Consider the following 15,347-nt stretch of genomic DNA (forward strand, 5'->3'; position numbering starts at 1 on the left):
TGCCGATGCAGGACCTGGCACATCCACGATCGCTGTGGCTGGAAACGGCCTCGCCGGCGCCGCCGCCGGTCGCGCTTGGAAACGCGGTCCAGGCCGATATCGCCATCATCGGCGGCGGATATACCGGCCTCAATGCCGCCTTGCGCGCCATCGAGCGCGGCCTGCATCCCGTCGTTCTGGAAGCGGTCGAAATCGGCTGGGGCGCTTCCGGCCGCAATGGCGGGGTCGTTTCCACCAAGTTTCGCGCCTCGCTAAGCGACATCGCGGCGCACCATGGGCTTGAAGCGGCGCGGCGCATGCACCGCATCGGCCATGATGCGATGGATCGCGTCGAACGGAATATCCAAGAACTGGGTATTGCCGACGCCGGCTTCATCCAGACCGGCAATTTGCGTTGCGCCCACAACGAACTTGCCCAGAAAAGGCTCGTGGCCGAAGCGGAGACGGCGCGGGGTATGTTCGGCGATGCCAGCCTGACCATACTCAACGCCAGCGCGGTGCGCGAGGAAACCGGTTCGGCCGATTTCGTCGGCGGCGTGCTTTCCACCCATGCCGGCATCGTTCATCCGCTGAACTATGCGCGGGGGCTTGCCGGCGCAGTGCGCAGCGGGGGCGGCGAGATCTTCGAGAATTCGGTCGTGGTGGCACGCCGGAAGGACGGCGACCGCACCGTTTTGACGACGGCGCGGGGCCAGGTCGCAGCCAGGCATGTCTTGATCGCCACCAACGGCTATTCCGACATTACCGCCGCCACTGCGCCGGTGCGCGGAACGGTGATCCCCTTCCGCAGCGCCATGATCGCGACCGAGCCGCTTGGCGCCGACCTCAGGGCCACGCTGATGCGGCACTGCCGCAGCTACAGCGAGACGCGGCGCATGATGCGCTGGTTTCGACCCGCCGGCGACCGGATGCTGTTCGGCGGGCGCGGGGCCTTCGGGCGCGAAGATTCCGCCTCCGCCTTCCAGGCGCTCGAAAGGGCGCTGAAGGAGATGCTCCCCCAGCTTGCCGGCACCGCGATCACCCACCGATGGTCGGGGCTCGTGGCCATGACCATGGATAGCCTGCCGCAGATCGGCATGCTCGACGAGCGGACCGGTTTCGCGCTCGGCTACAACGGGGCCGGCATCGCCATGTCGGGCCTCATGGGCCGCCGCGCCGTCGACCTGATGCTGGGAGACAGGCCGGAACTCAGCCTGATGCAACGCAACGAGCCGCAATCCATCCCCTTCTATTTCCTGCGCGAGCCGGCGGTGCGCACAGTGGCGGGCTGGTATCAGTTTCTCGACCGCATCGGCCGCTGACACCGCCGGCGCGCGCACCGTCACAGCGCGCTGCATATGCGCAAGGCGTCCAGCACCGCGGCATGGATGTTGCGGCTCGAAACCGCGTCGCCGATACGGTGCAGTTCGAAGCCGCTTTCCCGCAGGCGCGGTTGCGGCGCCGCCTTAACCATGGCGTCGAGATCGGTGACGCCATCATTCGCCGAGTGGCTGCGCAGCGCAAAATAGGTTTCGTCCATGGGAATGCTGCCCTGCTCGACGATGACCTGGTCGACAAGGATACTCGTCACCTCCCGCGAGATTTCATTGACAAAGCTGGCTTCCAGCCGGTTGTCCTTGCGCTGAACCGCGAAGAGTCGGCTCTCGAAGACTGGCCTCACGCCAAGCTGCAGGAAGCGCTTCTTCCAGCGCAGCCGCTCGGCATAGGTCAGTTCCTCCGAAAGCTGCGCGTCGATCGAGACATAGGCGACCTCCGCACCTGCATCTCTGGCTTGTTCGGCGGAAAGCGGGCCTGGATGCCGTCCGGTTCCGTCGTAAATCAGCACTTCGCCATGCAGCGGCACCTGTCCGGTCAGGACGTCCCATGTGTTGAGACAGAGTTCCGCGCCCTCCTGCAGGTCGATCTGCGGCAGGCCGCCCGTGGCGAGGATGACGACATCCGGTTCAAGCGCGGCGATATCGGCGCTTTCCATATAGGCGTTGGTATGGACGGCAACGCCGAGACGCTGCAGTTCGGCTTCGCGCCACTCCACAATGCCCATGAGGTCGCGACGCCAGGAGCCGGTCGCGCCGATCCGGATCTGCCCGCCGAGATCGCCAGCCGCCTCGTAGAGCGAAACGGCATGGCCGCGCTCGGCGCTGATACGCGCCGCCTCCAGGCCGGCCGGTCCGCCGCCGACGACGACTACCTTGCGGGCAGGTCCGTCAGTCTTCTGGATGATGTGGCGCAGCGTCAGTTCGCGGCCCGTCGCGGCATTGTGCAGGCAGGAGGGGCGATACGGCGACTGGCAATGCGTGGCGCCAACGCAAGGGCGTATCTCGGCCTCGCGGCCGCCGGCGAGCTTCTCCACCAGATGGGGGTCGGCGATCTGGGCGCGCGTCATGCCCGCCATGTCCAGCCTGCCTTCCGCCACCGCGAAGCGAGCCGAAGCGACATCGGCAATGCGCGCGGCGTGAAAGACGGGCAACCCGACCTCGTGGCGGAAGGCGCCGACCGGTTCGATCCATGGAGCCAGCGGCGAGCCCATGCCGGGCATGTTCTCCTCCGCAAGCGCGCGTGTCGTATCCATCGTGCCGTAAATGGCATTGAAGAAGTCAACGCCTCCCCCCGCCTTGAGCATCAGGGCCGCCTTGACGCATTCCTCGAAGTTCAGGCCGCCATCGGGGCCTTCGTCGACGACAGAACGTATGCCGACGAGGAAATCATCCCCCACGGCCTTGCGGATCGCTTCGTGGACCATCAGGCCGAAACGCAGGCGGTTCTCAAGCGCGCCGCCGAAACGATCCGTGCGGCGATTGGTCAACGGCGACAGGAATTGGCCGATCAGGTGCCCGGCCGCCAGGGTCTCGATCCCGTCCAGACCGCCTTCCTTGCAGCGCAGGGCAGCCTGGGCGTAAGCCTTCACGACACGGTCTATGTCGTGCTCGTCCATCTCCTTGGGGATGCTGCGGTGGAGCGTCTCGCGCACTGGCGAGGGTCCGATCGTAGAAAGCCGGTCGCCGGCATAAGGATCGCCGCGGCGGCCCAGATGGGTGATTTGGCACATCAGCGCCGCACCGAGATCATGCATGCGCGCGCTGAAGCGCTGGAAGTGCGGGATGATCGCGTCGGTGCCGACATTGAGCTGCCGGAAGATGTTGGGGGAATCCAGGTCGACGTTGGACGAGCCGCCGAACATCGATAGCGCCAATCCGCCGCGCGCCTTCTCCTCGTGATAGCGCTGATAAGCTTCCTCGGGCATGCCGCCGACTTCCAGGCCACAGGCATGACTGGTGCTTATGATACGGTTGCGCAATGTCAGCTTCTTGATGGTCAGCGGCTGCAGCAGCGGATCCCTGGTAATGGTCTTGACCGGCCCGTTCATTTCATTCTCCTGCCGAATTCCGGCCGAGCACGATCGCTCGCGCAGACGGATCGGTCCGCGCGTCGCCGTTGCCGGCCTGTTGGTTCAATTTCCGAGGCCCAAGGGTCTTGGGCCTAAACTCCTAGTCCGAGGGCCTGCGGCCCTAAAGAACCTGACTCAGGAACTGCCTCGTCCTGGGATCCTTCGCCTTGGTGAAAAACTCGTCCGGTGGGCCGTGCTCCACGATCACGCCCCGGTCGGTGAAATAGATGTGGTCCGCCACCTCGCGGGCGAATCCCATCTCATGGGTGACGAGGATGCAGGTCATGCCCTCTGCCGCCAGTTCCCTGATCGTGAGCAGCACCTCCTTCACCGTCTCGGGATCTAGCGCCGCCGTGACTTCGTCGAACAGCATGATGTCGGGGCGCATGGCCAGGCTGCGCGCAATGGCGACGCGCTGCTGCTGGCCACCCGACAGTTCTCCCGGATAGGCGTTTTCCTTGCCCTGCAGGCGGACTTTGGCGATCAGCGCGCGGGCGCGCTCCTCGACTTCCCTCTTCGGCTCCTTCAGCACCAGGACCGGCGCCATCATGACGTTCTGCAGGGCCGTCTTGTGCGGGAAGAGATTATATTGCTGGAACACGATGCCGACTTTCTTGCGCAGCGCGAGAAGATCGAGCTTGGTGTCGTTCACCTCCTGCCCTTCGACCTTGATCGAGCCCTTCTGGACAGGACTGAGCCCGTTGATGCAGCGGATCAGCGTCGATTTACCCGAGCCGGACGGGCCGATGACGCAGATCACCTCGCCTTTGCGGACATCGAAGCTGATCCCCTTCAGCACCTCCAGGGCGCCGAAGGACTTGTGCACGTCGCGCAGCGATATGATCGGCATGTCCGGCGACCAGCCTGATTTCAGCTTTGCTTCGTCGGTATTCGATTTAACTTGCAACGACATATTTTCGCTCGAGCTTCCGCGTCCAGATTGCGATCGGATAGATGTAGGCGAAGAACAGGCACAAAAGAAAAAGATAGAACGGAATGAGGAATTCCGGCCGCGCGCCCGCCGCTTCCATGGCGGCCTGGGCATTGCCGACCGCCTCGTGCACACCGAGGATCGAGGCCATCGGCGTCGCCAGCGCCAGCAATGCGTACCAGTTCATCCATGGCGGAATGGCGCGCCTGACGCATTGCGGCAGGATGATCCAGCGCAAGGTCTGGCCACGCGTGAAGGCAAGGCTCTCCGCCGATTCCCACTGACCCTTCGGGATGGAGTTGATGGCGCCGCGCAGCACCTCGCTGATATTGGCCATCACCGGTAGCGAAAAGGCGAAGGTGGCCTTGATCCAGTCCGGTATCGCCACCGTTCCGGCGCCGGGCAGGCGCATCTCGAACGGCACCAGCAGCATGACCGTGAACAGGATCACCAGCCACGGCGAATTGCGGAACAGATGCGTCACGAACCATGCGGGCGTTCGCAACAGCTTCGAGCGGCTGACCCGCAGCAATCCCAGCCCGATCCCCAGAAGGGTTGCGACCGCCATGGCGATGAAGCTCATCAGGAGATTGAGAGCGAAACCCTTGAGAATGAAAGGCAGCCACAGGATCAGCGTGGCGATGGCCGACGGGGCCTGCTGCTGGGGGTCCGATTGGGCATAGGCGAAGGCAAGCGAGCCGAAGAAGGCGAGCACCAGCCACAGCCCGTGCCGCCAATGGATGCGCGAGCAGAAGCTTTCTTCTGCGAAGCGGCCCCTTTCGATACGGAAAGCCGCGCCGCTCATTGGCCGTATCCCGGCAGGGTCAGCCTGTGCTCGATGAAATGGAGCCCGGCGGCCAGGAGCGAGACGACGAGCACATAGAACAGGAACAGGAGCAACATCATCTCCGGCACGTTCACATTGTCCGACCACACCTGGTTCAGCGTATAGGTCATCTCCGGGACGGAAATGACGTAGGCGAGCGATGTCGTCTTGGCGAGACTGACGAGATTGTTGGTGAGGGCCGGCAGGCTGATGCGGAAGGCCAGCGGTAGGGTGACATACAGGTATATCTGCCACTTGCTCATGCACAGGCTCTCGGCTGCTTCCTTCGTCGATCCCGGCACCGCCTCCAAGCCGGCGCGGAAGATCTCGACATTGAAGGCGCCGCCGAAAATGCCGAGCGAGATGATCGCCCAGGCGAAGGACGAGATCAGCGGCTGGTAATAGCCGCCAACATCGACCTGCGGCGTGAAGGCGCCGAGAGCGAAATAGAAGAACAGGAGCTGGATCATCGGCGGCGTGTTGCGGAATGCCTGGATATAGGCATCCATCAGCACCCGCAGGACGGGAGACCGGGCGCTTTGCGCCCAGGCCCCCAAGACGCCGATCACCAGCGACACGACGATCGACCAGAAGATCAGCTGTAGCGATATGCTGATGCCGGACAGGAAGCGCCCATATTCATAGCTGTCGTAGAAGACGATGAAATTGAGGCCCGTGCGGTCGTAGAGATCCTGGAAGAAGGGCGCGATCAACTGGAACATTTTAGCTCCGGCAGCCGGTCATCGATCAGCGTTTCGCAGAGCATCGGCTCAGTTGCCGCCCTTCAGGTAGCTCGTGTCCCACTCAGCCTTCTTGTGCTGCTCGGCGATCCACTGCGACGGCTTCACCTTCCATTTCTTTTCAAGCTCGACCAGCTTTCCGGACGCTTGCCAGCGATAGGCCATGCCTGCCATGAACACGCCCAAGGCCTTGTCCACTTCCGCCACGGGCACCGCGGCCGCCCAGGGATTGTCGAAGAGAACGGAAACAGGCATCTCATAACCCTTCCACTCGCCCGAAGCGAGGTCGGCCATAATGCTCGCATCGTCATAGACCCAGGCGATGCACTTGCCGGAGCGCAAGGCTTCCTTACCCTCCGTGTTTCCGGTGAAGGCGACGACCTTGGCGTGATATTCCGTCTCCACCAGCTTGTTGTAGTAGACGCCCTGCTTGGCGCAGACCGGCTTGTCGGCGATGTCCTTCCAGTCCTTGATGACACCCTCCTTGGCCAGCAGGGTCGGACCGGACGTCCAATAGGCCGGCTCGATGATGCCGACCGCCTTGCGCCGCTCAGTGGTGTCGTACATGCCGCCGATGATGACGTCGATCTTGCCCTGCTGCAGGAACTGCATGCGGTTGGCGGACGTGACCACGACCGGCTCAAGCTTGACGCCGAGCGCATCGGCTACCGACTGGGCGAGGTCCACCTCGATGCCTTGCATCGAACCATCCGGCGATGGGAAGGACCAGGGCTTGAACGCGCCGAGAACGCCGACACGCACGGCGCCTCGTTCCAGAATCTGCTGCAGATGCGATTCGGCCGCCTGCGCGCTGCTGGCGGGAAGGATCGCACTTGCGGCCAGCGTGACTGCAAGGGCGGCGATGGTTTTCAGTGCTGATCCGATTTTCATGCTTCTACATCTCCCATTTTGTGTGTTGTCGGCTGAATTGGAAGGTCCGATGCGGCGCGGAACGCCGTCTTCTGGTATCGGATGAACCCGTCGATTTCACTGACGGTCCGCTCCGGCGCCCAGCCGACCAGATCGGCAATGGCATCGGCAGCCTCCTCAACCTCGGCGCGGTCGAGATGGCGGCGCCAGGCGAGGCCTGTCCTCGTATAGAGAATACCTTTCAGGTCGCGGGCATGCTCGACCGAAACCGCTGTGCGGAAAGCGGCGCGCCTGCCTTGCGAAAGCGGCCTCGAAATTGCGAACTCCGCACCGCTGTCGCCTGTCTCCGGGATCCGCCTCGCCACGGACTTGCGCGTCGGCTTCAGTTGCTTCTCGACGATCCGCAGCATCTCGCGCCCTGCGCTCAGATGGCTCATGACCGGCCCTGCCGTCATCGCGAAGATACCCGGCCTGCCGGCAGATGCGAGATCGTGGATCTGACGCGTGCGCCGCCCCATCGGCTCGGCTGCATCGAAGGTGAGCGGCCGCACGCCGGCCCAGGTGAATTCGACGTGGCGGCGGCCGAGCCGCAGGCCGGGAAGCATGTGACTGGCTTCCGCAAGCAGGAAATCGATGTCTTCGTTGGTGGCTGCGGCACCGGCGGCGTCGCCGTCGAAAGGCGTCTCCGTCGGCCCGAAATAAAAGCAGTCGTCATGCGAAGGCAGACAATAGAACGGCATACCGCTGCGGTTGATCGTGGCGATGCCGTAGCCGCGATAGGAATCCGGCAGCCTGACCGCGATATGAGCGCCCTTGGTGCCGCGAACAAGGCAGGGCGCTGGCTTGCCGGCGACGGGATTGGCGTTCACCGCGTCCACCCAGGTGCCGGCCATGTTCAGCACGACGGACGCGCGAACCTCGGCCGCTTCCCCCTTACCGTCGCGCAGTTCGACGAGCCAGCCTTCCGGCTTCCTACGTATAACGGAAGCTTCGCAGAACAGGCGTATTTCGGCGCCGTTTCGCTCGGCGTCGAGGGCGGCATCCACGCACAGCCTGTCCGGCCAGTCCATGATGTATTCACGGTAGGTGGCAATCGACCGCAGACTTTCGGGGTCCCGCAGGTCGTTTGCGAATGGCAGGTGGGTTTCGAAATCACTCTTCAGCCGACGATAGGCGAGCGCCGGTTCCGGTGGCCCGAGACGGCGCAGGATGCGGAAACCGAGATCCAAATGCCAGCCGCGGACGGGGCTCTCCGGATAAATCGGAAAGCACATGGTGAAGGGCTTGCACCGTTGCGGGCTCCGCCCGACAAGTTCGGTTCGCGCTTCCATCCCCGCCCGCGCCATGCGCAAGGCCGCGGCGAAGCGCTGCGGATGAAACGCAAAGGTGCGGATCGGGTTGGGCGTTTCGAAATATCGAAGGCCGCAATGCAGGATGCGCGAGGATCGGCTGGAGGCGCCGGCGGCGAAATCGCTCCTGTCGACCAGGAGGACGCTGTAACCCGCTGCGGCCAGTTCTCGCGCCGCGCTCGAACCGTTGATGCCGGCGCCGACCACGACGACATCGTAGTCCCGGCCCTGCATCTCGATAATTCTAGGCGACATTGGCGGCCTGTTTTCCTGGACGGTCGATCACGCCAATAAAGCGCTGATACCGAAATGTTCAAAATAGAATTATCGGCGATTGATATGCGTAGTGTGCATATCGTCCTGGTCCGGCAATTGTCTCAGGATCCGATCGCGCTTTTGCGCCATCAGCTCCAGCAGGGCATCGGCGGCGGGGTTGGGCCCGCGCGACTCCGGGCGCAGCAGGGCAACGTTAAACGGGATCTTCGGCGCGAAGGGGATCAGCCTGACCCGGTCGTCCAACTGCTCGACCGCGGTGTAGGGATCGATGATCGCAATACCGATCCCGTGCTTGACCATTTCATAGGCCGACACCGAAAAGGTCGTCTCATAGGCGGCATCCACCTTGACGCTACTGGACAGCAGCGCCTGATCGAGGAGATGCCGTGCCGAGACGAAGGAAGTCCAGGAAATGAATGGCCCCTGGCGCAGGTCGGCCGGGCCGAGCCGGCTGCGCCCGGCGAGCGGATGATCGCGCGGAACAGCCGCGATATAGGGCGCGTCACTGAAGACTTCGGTCCGGAACCCGGAGCGCTTGAACGGTGTTTCCGCCAGTCCGAAATCAATCTGCTGCGCGGCCGCCCATTCCTCGATCTTGACGGACATGCGCACGTTCAGCGTGACCTTGGTCTTCGGCCAGTTCTTCCTGAAATCGGCCAGCAGATGCGGCACGAAATTGATGCCCAGCGCCGGCATGACCGCAAGGCTGATCTCGCCGCCTTCCCCGCTTGCCAACCGTGCTGCGAAGCTGCTCAACGCGTCCAGCGAGACATAGGCTCGCTCGATCTCGTCGAGTAACAGGTGTGCCACGGTGGTCGGCGTGATCAGGCCCCTGCGGCGCTCGAAAAGCGAAACGCCAAGCTCGTATTCCAGCTTGTCGAGAAGCCGGCTGACGGCCGGCTGGCTGCGCCCCAGCAATTCGGCCGCGCCGCTGACGGTGCCGGTGAGCATGACGGCGCGAAATGCCGAGTAGTGCAGAAGGTTCAACGTACTTGTCATGGCGCACCGGTCTTCCCCGGACTCCCTGCAAAGCCATTCGTCCCGTAATCGCGATTCCCGCGATCGCGTACCGGCTGTGTAGCATCTATCCATCAGCAGGCTGTCATTATCTTTGACGGCTTCAAGGCGCGGACTGTCCTGCAAAGAGGGCATGAAACACTGCCTCTGGTGGCAGGTGGGCCCGATATTGGGTCAAGCGGGCGGATCAATGTGCAGCCGATGGGCGATAGCCTCCCGGGCGGAAGCAGCCTCCTGCCGCTTCCTCTGCGCCGACCATGAGCGCGCCTTGGCAAGCACCTCGGCTGCCAGGTCCACGTCTTCGCCAAGCGGGTCGTCGTTCCAGACGAGGCCGCTGCGGCGTACCAGCAGATCGTCGATGGTCTCGGCATGCTCGCTCTCCACGCCCCGTTGCATGATCGAAAGCTTGTCCTCGCGTGAGCTGTTCCCGGTTTCGCGCGGAACGCTCCTGGAAGCGAAATCCGGCTGCTGGCTCGGCCGTGACGGTGCCAGTCCCTTGCCCAGTGCCGTCAATGCGAGCTGCCCTGCCGAGCGATGGCTCATGATCGGCCCTGCCGTCATGGCGAACAGGTTGGGCGCTCCTTCAGGACCGAAGTCATGCAGTTGCCGCGAACGTGCGCCCATGGGCTGCGCCGGATCGTAAGTGAGCGGCCGCACGCCCGCCCAGCCATAGAGAATGTCGGACCGCCTGATATCGAGCGTCGGCAGGAGATGATTGGCTTCGCCGAGCAGGAACTCGAAATCCTCCTCGGTCGGATGGATGTCGTCGGGATCGCCGTCATACAACGTTTCGGTCGGTCCGAAATAATGCAGGCCACGCCACGGGATACAGTACAGCCCCTCATTCAGCCGGTTGAGCGTTGCGATGCCGAAACGGCTGCATTCGGGCGGCAGGCGGACCACGATATGCACGCCCTTGGTGCCGGTGATGCGACGACCGATCCGCCCAGCCTCGACGCGCGCATTAATGCGGTCGATCCATATCCCGCCCATGTTGAAAACACTGCGCGCGACGACGTGAACGGGCCGGGCGGCAGCATCCAGCGTATCGCCGAGCTCCAGCTGCCACAGATCGCCCTGCTGCGCCGCATGGGTGACTTCGGTATAGTTGCGTACCGACGCACCCAGACGCTGCGCTTCCAGCACCGCATCCACCACCACCCGTTCGGGCCAGTCGAACTGGTATTCGTCGAACATGGCGACCGACTGGAGCGCCTGCTTGTCGCGCAGATGCTGGAGAAGCGGCATCTGCGCGACTTCTGCGCCCGATAACCGGCGGTAATTCAGCGGCACCTCGCGGCCGCCCAGGGATTTCAGGATGCGGAACGCCGCATCGATCTGCCACCCGCTATAAGGGCCTCCACGGTAGACGGGAAAGCAGAACCTCATGGAGCGTATACGGTCGGGCGTGTCGCGGACGAATTGCGCCCGTGACTGCATCGCCGCCCGGGCCATCCGGCACGCGGTCAGGAAGCGCTGCGGCTGGCGCACGAATTCCCAGACGGATTTTCCGGGCGCGAGATAACGCAGACCACAATGAAGGAGCCGCGAAGACCGTCCGCTGGCGCCGGCGGCGAAATCACTCTTGTCGACGAGCAGCACCGAATAGCCGGCAGCACTGAGGCAACGCGCTGTTTCGGCGCCGTTGATGCCGGCACCAACGATGGCGACGTCGAAGACTGATCCGGAAAGTTCATCGAGTGAAAGGCGCATGATATCCCTGCTTGTTTGCAACTATGGATCCGCTTGGCGCAGGCGCCCGCGCCGGGCCGATCGAACCAAGAGTTGAAAAAAATCGACCGGAGGACCGCGTCCACCGGTCTCAAAATGGAGCTTTTCCGTCTCCGGCCGGCGGCTCGACAAAGGCTGTCTGTCGACCGCCAACCGGCCTGGCGGCGCGCCTGTCGCGTTGAGACTACTGGCTGTCCATTTTCGTGTTGTCAGCCTCAAGCAGCTTTTCGTGTTCGGCTTCGAACCACGGATCCGCGACCACTTTCCATTTCTCGGCAAGTTCGATGAGCTTGCCGGAGGCATGCCAGCCATGGCTCATGCCGGTCATGAATTTTCCCCAGATGCCGTCGCGCTCCTCCAGTGGAACGCCTGCCGCCCAATAGCTGTGATAACGGGATTTCAGGGGCATTTCGTAACCATCCCAGCCTTCGGTTCTCAACGACTGCTGGATCGCCGTATCGTCCGACAGCCACGCTGCGCATTTGCCGCTGCGCAGGGCCTGTTTGGTTTCCGTATTGCCGGAAAAGGAAATGATCTTGGCGTCATAGGCCTGAGCGATCACGGTATTGTAGAAAAGGCCTTGCTTGGCGCAAAGCGGCTTGCCGCTGAGATCCTCCCAACTCTTGATCAGTCCGGCCTTGGCCATGACATTGGCGCCCGATACCCAATAGGCTGGCTGCACCATCCCGACGACCTTGCGTCGCTCCGGCAGGTCGGACATCGCCCCGAGGATGAGGTCGATCCTTCCCTGCTGCAGGAGTTGCATGCGGTTGGCGGATTCGATCTGAACCAGTTCCAGCTTGACGCCCAGCTTTTCGGCGACATCCGCAGCGAGATCAGGCTCGATCCCGACGAGCCTGCCATCGGGGTCACGATAGGACCAGGGCGGATAGGCACCCTGCACTCCGACCCGCAGCGTGCCGCGTTCAAGGACTTCCTTGAAGCGATCATTGGCCGCGTCCGCCTTTGCGGCAACTCCCGCAAGGACCGCGCCAGCCACGACGGCGATCGACGTGAACTTCACCCATAAATCCATTGCCCAATCCTCCCATTGCAATTATTGGCGACAAATGTCGCGGTCCGGCGATTGGTCACCGCCTCATCAATCGGACTTCGCGCCGATCCCATTGTCAAATAAGGGGAATTATGGACGCTATGCAGTTCCGTTATAGGCTGCAAAGGAGAGGCGGCTTGAACATCAGGCAACTCGAAGCCTTCAAGGCAACGATGACTGCAAAGACCACCATCGGGGCCGCGGAGCTTCTCGGCGTTTCCCAGCCGGCCGTAAGCCGGCTTCTGGGTCAATTGGAAACATCTTTGTCAGTGACCCTGTTCGACCGGTCCGGCGGGCACCTCAATCCCACGCCGGAAGCCCTCCTGCTGCATGAGGAGGTTCTTCGTGCCTTCGTGTCGATCGACAAAATCCGCGAGATCGCCCGCGAAATGCAGGTCGCCAATTCCGGGATGGTCTCGGCGGCGTCGCTGCCGATGCTGGCAATGGACTTCATGCCTTCGGCGATCGCCCGCTTCACGGCAAGCCGGCCGGAGAGCCGCATTTCGCTGCGTATCCAGATGTCGCCGCGCATAGAAGAACTCGTCGCCAGCCAGCTTGTGGATGTCGGCATCGCCGAATATCCCTTCGACCGCTCCGGCATCGAAATCGAGGAATTCTGCTCCGCGCATTATCTGATGGCGGTTCCAAGCCATCATCGGCTGGCGCAGAAGGCACGGCTGACGCCGGAAGATTTACGCGACGAACGCTATATCTCCATCACCCACAATCATCTGGGGAGGCAACTCGCCGACCAGATTTTCGACCGCTACGGCGTTAAGCGCCGCATTGTCCTTGAAGCCCAGCTTTTTAGCACCATCGCCAACATGGTGGCCAAGGGGCTGGGAATCGGATTGATCGACCCCTTCACGGCGTTCGATTTTCGCGAGCATCCGGGAGTGCGCTCCATTCCCTTCGAGCCCGCGGTCAGCCTGCGTCTCGGCATGCTTTATCCGACACACCGTTCCCCCTCGCGCGTCGCGCGCGAATTCATTTCCAGCCTCAAGGCATCGCGCCGCGATGTCCTGCGTCAGATCGACGATATCTTCCACCGCAATTGAAGCCGGGCGCGCATCTATGCCGATCCGGCATAGCCCTATGCCACGCGCGGCTGCCTTCTCCTGTTATTGTCGCGGCGAAGGATCGGGCAAGGAACATAGATGGGCACCTTTCAAACGGACGTGGCCATTGTCGGTGGAGGAATTGTCGGCTGCTCGACCGCTCTTTCCCTAGCCCGCAAAGGGAGGTCGGTAACAATCTTCGAGCGCGGCAAGATCGCTTCCGAACAATCCAGCCGTGCCTGGGGTTTCATCCGCCGGCAAGGACGGCATGAAGCCGAGCTGCCGCTCGCGGTCGAAGCCTTGGAACTGTGGGCGGACTTGACCTCGAGATACGGCACACAGGCGACGCAGTTCACCCGCAGCGGAATCCTGGTCCCCGCGGAAACCGCTGCCGATGAGGATCGGATCCGCAGCGGCCACGATATTGCGCGCAGCTTCGGCCTTTCGACGCGCCTGCTGGATGCCGCGGACGTTCGTCAGACAATCCCCGAATTGGCTGGGCAATGGCGCGGCGGACTTTTCACCGCCGACGACGCCCATGCCGATCCGGCTCTTTCGACCCGGACCATCGCGGCTGCGGCACGCGAAGCCGGAGTCACTATCCTGGAAGATACACCGGTTTTCCGGCTCGACCTCGACAGGCAGGACAGACCGAGGCTCCTGGCGTCTAACGGGATCTTCGAAGCAAAAACCGTCGTTTTGGCAAACGGCATCGGCGCACCGGTGCTGGCCGCTTCGGCCGGCCTGCACCTGCCTATCCAGATCGTCAAATCCTCCGTCGGCCGCACCCGGAAGGCAGCACCCTTCACCCGCATCGCGATGTGGGGTCCCCGCGTTGCATTCCGCCCCTCTATGGGCGGCGATTTCATTATCGGTAACGGCTATCGCGGCATGGGAGTCGATTACGAAATCACCGTCGACTCATTTCGCTGCATGCGCCATTTCATACCCGCCTATCGCAACAACTGGCGTCAACTGCACCTCAGCATCGGAGCCGATTTCCGTCATCAATTAGCCGCGCGCTTCAGCCGCCGCAATGCCGTGCAGGCGCTGCCGGAGCCGAAGCCCAATATGCGCAAGGTGATGGCCAACCTTGCTGGCTTCCGGCAGATCTTTCCGCATCTGAATACGATCGAACTGCAGAACGCCTGGGCCGGCAGGCTGGATATCACGCCCGACGTCATTCCAATCATCGATCGGCCCAAGCCAGAGCTCGAACTCTTCGTGGCGGCCGGCTTCAGCGGCCACGGCTTTGCGCTTGGACCTTCCATCGGCAAACAACTCGGCGAATGGGTCACACAGGGCAGCCCCTCGATCAATCTTTCCGCCTTTGCTCTTTCCCGGTTCGAAAAGGGCATCGTTCACAAAGCGCAACAGGCGCTTTGAGATCGTGTTCGTTCACGCGGCCTCGCCTTAGACTTAACGGCGGAGCCGGGCTTGACGGACTTGTCAGACAGGCCGGAGCCGAGCTCACCGCGATAGGAAGCGCGGCCGGCAGCATGCGGCTCGCCGGCCGCGCCGAGGACGCCCTGCGCGACCCCTGGTACCTGCGCCCGGCCGGCGCCGATCCCGGCCCCGCCGGCGCGGTTCTTGGCGCCTGGCGGCAGCTGTCCGTGCAGCCGCCCGCTGGCAGCGCCGACCGACTCGAAAAGATCGTCGACCAGCTCGGGCTCCATTGCCACCGCGCGGCGCTCGCCGACCTTTGCACGGAGATCGAAAAACTGGCGGGATCGCAGCGGCCGGTGCCGTTCGCTGCAACGGCAATCGCCGCCCGCGTCGCCGCGATTCGGCCCGACCCCGAGCTTTTGGCCTGGTGGCTTGCCGACCTGGTGCTGGCAGCACCAGCCCACCCTGGAGGCTGTCGTTTCCTGTGACAACTCAAATCGCTTGCAGTATCGTTCCCGGCGTCGGCTGAAGCCGATCCGGACCCGCAAGAGTAAATACCTGAGTAACCGGATCGAACAGGACCATCGGCGCATCAAGCGCCGCATCGGGTCAATGCTCGGCTTCAAATCACCGGGATCAGCCGCGATCATCCTAAACGGCATCAAAATGGTTCACATGATCAGCGGCGGTCACGCGGTGCCTGATTGATCGGCGCGGCTCCAGC

The 15,347-nt window shown here is 63.0% G+C and carries 13 protein-coding genes and 1 pseudogene; 5 read left to right on the forward strand and 9 right to left on the reverse strand.

The genetic code is table 11. The annotated features are described in order from the left end of the window. Window positions 1–5 precede the first annotated feature (5 nt). On the forward strand, window positions 6–1,301 hold the full coding sequence (locus FJ973_RS08715) for an FAD-binding oxidoreductase (RefSeq protein ID WP_140523224.1): 1,296 nt from the start codon (window positions 6–8) through the stop codon (window positions 1,299–1,301). A gap of 20 nt (window positions 1,302–1,321) precedes the next feature. Here FJ973_RS08715 and FJ973_RS08720 read toward each other — a convergent pair whose 3' ends face one another. The 9 genes from FJ973_RS08720 to FJ973_RS08760 form a co-directional block, all read right to left on the reverse strand. Further along, complete coding sequence (locus FJ973_RS08720) at window positions 1,322–3,364, reverse strand: NADH:flavin oxidoreductase (protein WP_140555429.1); 2,043 nt, start codon at window positions 3,362–3,364, stop codon at window positions 1,322–1,324. 142 nt (window positions 3,365–3,506) lie between these two features. Then, window positions 3,507–4,298, reverse strand: coding sequence for an amino acid ABC transporter ATP-binding protein (locus FJ973_RS08725; protein ID WP_281405127.1), 792 nt, complete (start codon window positions 4,296–4,298; stop codon window positions 3,507–3,509). Beyond that, window positions 4,282–5,121, reverse strand: coding sequence for an ABC transporter permease subunit (locus FJ973_RS08730; RefSeq protein ID WP_140523229.1), 840 nt, complete (start codon window positions 5,119–5,121; stop codon window positions 4,282–4,284). Before FJ973_RS08730 ends, FJ973_RS08725 begins: the two co-directional genes overlap by 17 nt. Then, on the reverse strand, window positions 5,118–5,864 hold the full coding sequence (locus tag FJ973_RS08735; protein WP_140499588.1) for an amino acid ABC transporter permease: 747 nt from the start codon (window positions 5,862–5,864) through the stop codon (window positions 5,118–5,120). Before FJ973_RS08735 ends, FJ973_RS08730 begins: the two co-directional genes overlap by 4 nt. A gap of 48 nt (window positions 5,865–5,912) precedes the next feature. After that, complete coding sequence (locus tag FJ973_RS08740; RefSeq protein WP_140523232.1) at window positions 5,913–6,773, reverse strand: transporter substrate-binding domain-containing protein; 861 nt, start codon at window positions 6,771–6,773, stop codon at window positions 5,913–5,915. Further along, window positions 6,770–8,356 (reverse strand): FAD-dependent oxidoreductase, encoded by a 1,587-nt coding sequence (locus tag FJ973_RS08745; protein WP_140523234.1) that lies wholly within the window; start codon window positions 8,354–8,356, stop codon window positions 6,770–6,772. The genes FJ973_RS08740 and FJ973_RS08745 overlap by 4 nt, the downstream gene beginning before the upstream one ends. Before the next feature lie 69 nt (window positions 8,357–8,425). Continuing rightward, entirely contained in the window at window positions 8,426–9,376 is a 951-nt protein-coding gene (locus FJ973_RS08750) for a LysR substrate-binding domain-containing protein (RefSeq protein ID WP_224656359.1), read from the reverse strand. A 192-nt stretch (window positions 9,377–9,568) separates the two neighbouring features. Further along, the gene (locus tag FJ973_RS08755) at window positions 9,569–11,107 is read right to left on the reverse strand and encodes an FAD-dependent oxidoreductase (protein WP_140523237.1); all 1,539 of its coding nucleotides are present in this window, start codon (window positions 11,105–11,107) and stop codon (window positions 9,569–9,571) included. Between the two features lie 202 nt (window positions 11,108–11,309). Then, window positions 11,310–12,161, reverse strand: coding sequence for a transporter substrate-binding domain-containing protein (locus FJ973_RS08760; RefSeq protein ID WP_140523240.1), 852 nt, complete (start codon window positions 12,159–12,161; stop codon window positions 11,310–11,312). Between the two features lie 155 nt (window positions 12,162–12,316). Here FJ973_RS08760 and FJ973_RS08765 point away from each other — a divergent pair, with 155 nt between their 5' ends. From FJ973_RS08765 to FJ973_RS08780, 4 genes and pseudogenes are all read left to right on the forward strand, one after another. Continuing rightward, window positions 12,317–13,237, forward strand: a complete 921-nt coding sequence (locus FJ973_RS08765; protein WP_181165427.1) for a LysR substrate-binding domain-containing protein — start codon at window positions 12,317–12,319, stop codon at window positions 13,235–13,237. A 99-nt stretch (window positions 13,238–13,336) separates the two neighbouring features. Further along, complete coding sequence (locus tag FJ973_RS08770; RefSeq protein ID WP_140523245.1) at window positions 13,337–14,623, forward strand: FAD-dependent oxidoreductase; 1,287 nt, start codon at window positions 13,337–13,339, stop codon at window positions 14,621–14,623. Beyond that, window positions 14,527–15,111: a DUF1403 family protein gene (locus FJ973_RS31580; RefSeq protein ID WP_140523247.1), complete on the forward strand. Its 585-nt coding sequence runs from the start codon at window positions 14,527–14,529 to the stop codon at window positions 15,109–15,111. Before FJ973_RS08770 ends, FJ973_RS31580 begins: the two co-directional genes overlap by 97 nt. After that, window positions 15,092–15,331, forward strand: a pseudogene (locus tag FJ973_RS08780) (DDE-type integrase/transposase/recombinase); the annotation flags it as partial. The gene FJ973_RS31580 and the pseudogene FJ973_RS08780, both read left to right, overlap by 20 nt. Between the last annotated feature and the right edge of the window lie 16 nt (window positions 15,332–15,347).

This window comes from Mesorhizobium sp. B2-1-3, assembly GCF_006442495.1.
Taxonomy (GTDB): domain Bacteria; phylum Pseudomonadota; class Alphaproteobacteria; order Rhizobiales; family Rhizobiaceae; genus Mesorhizobium.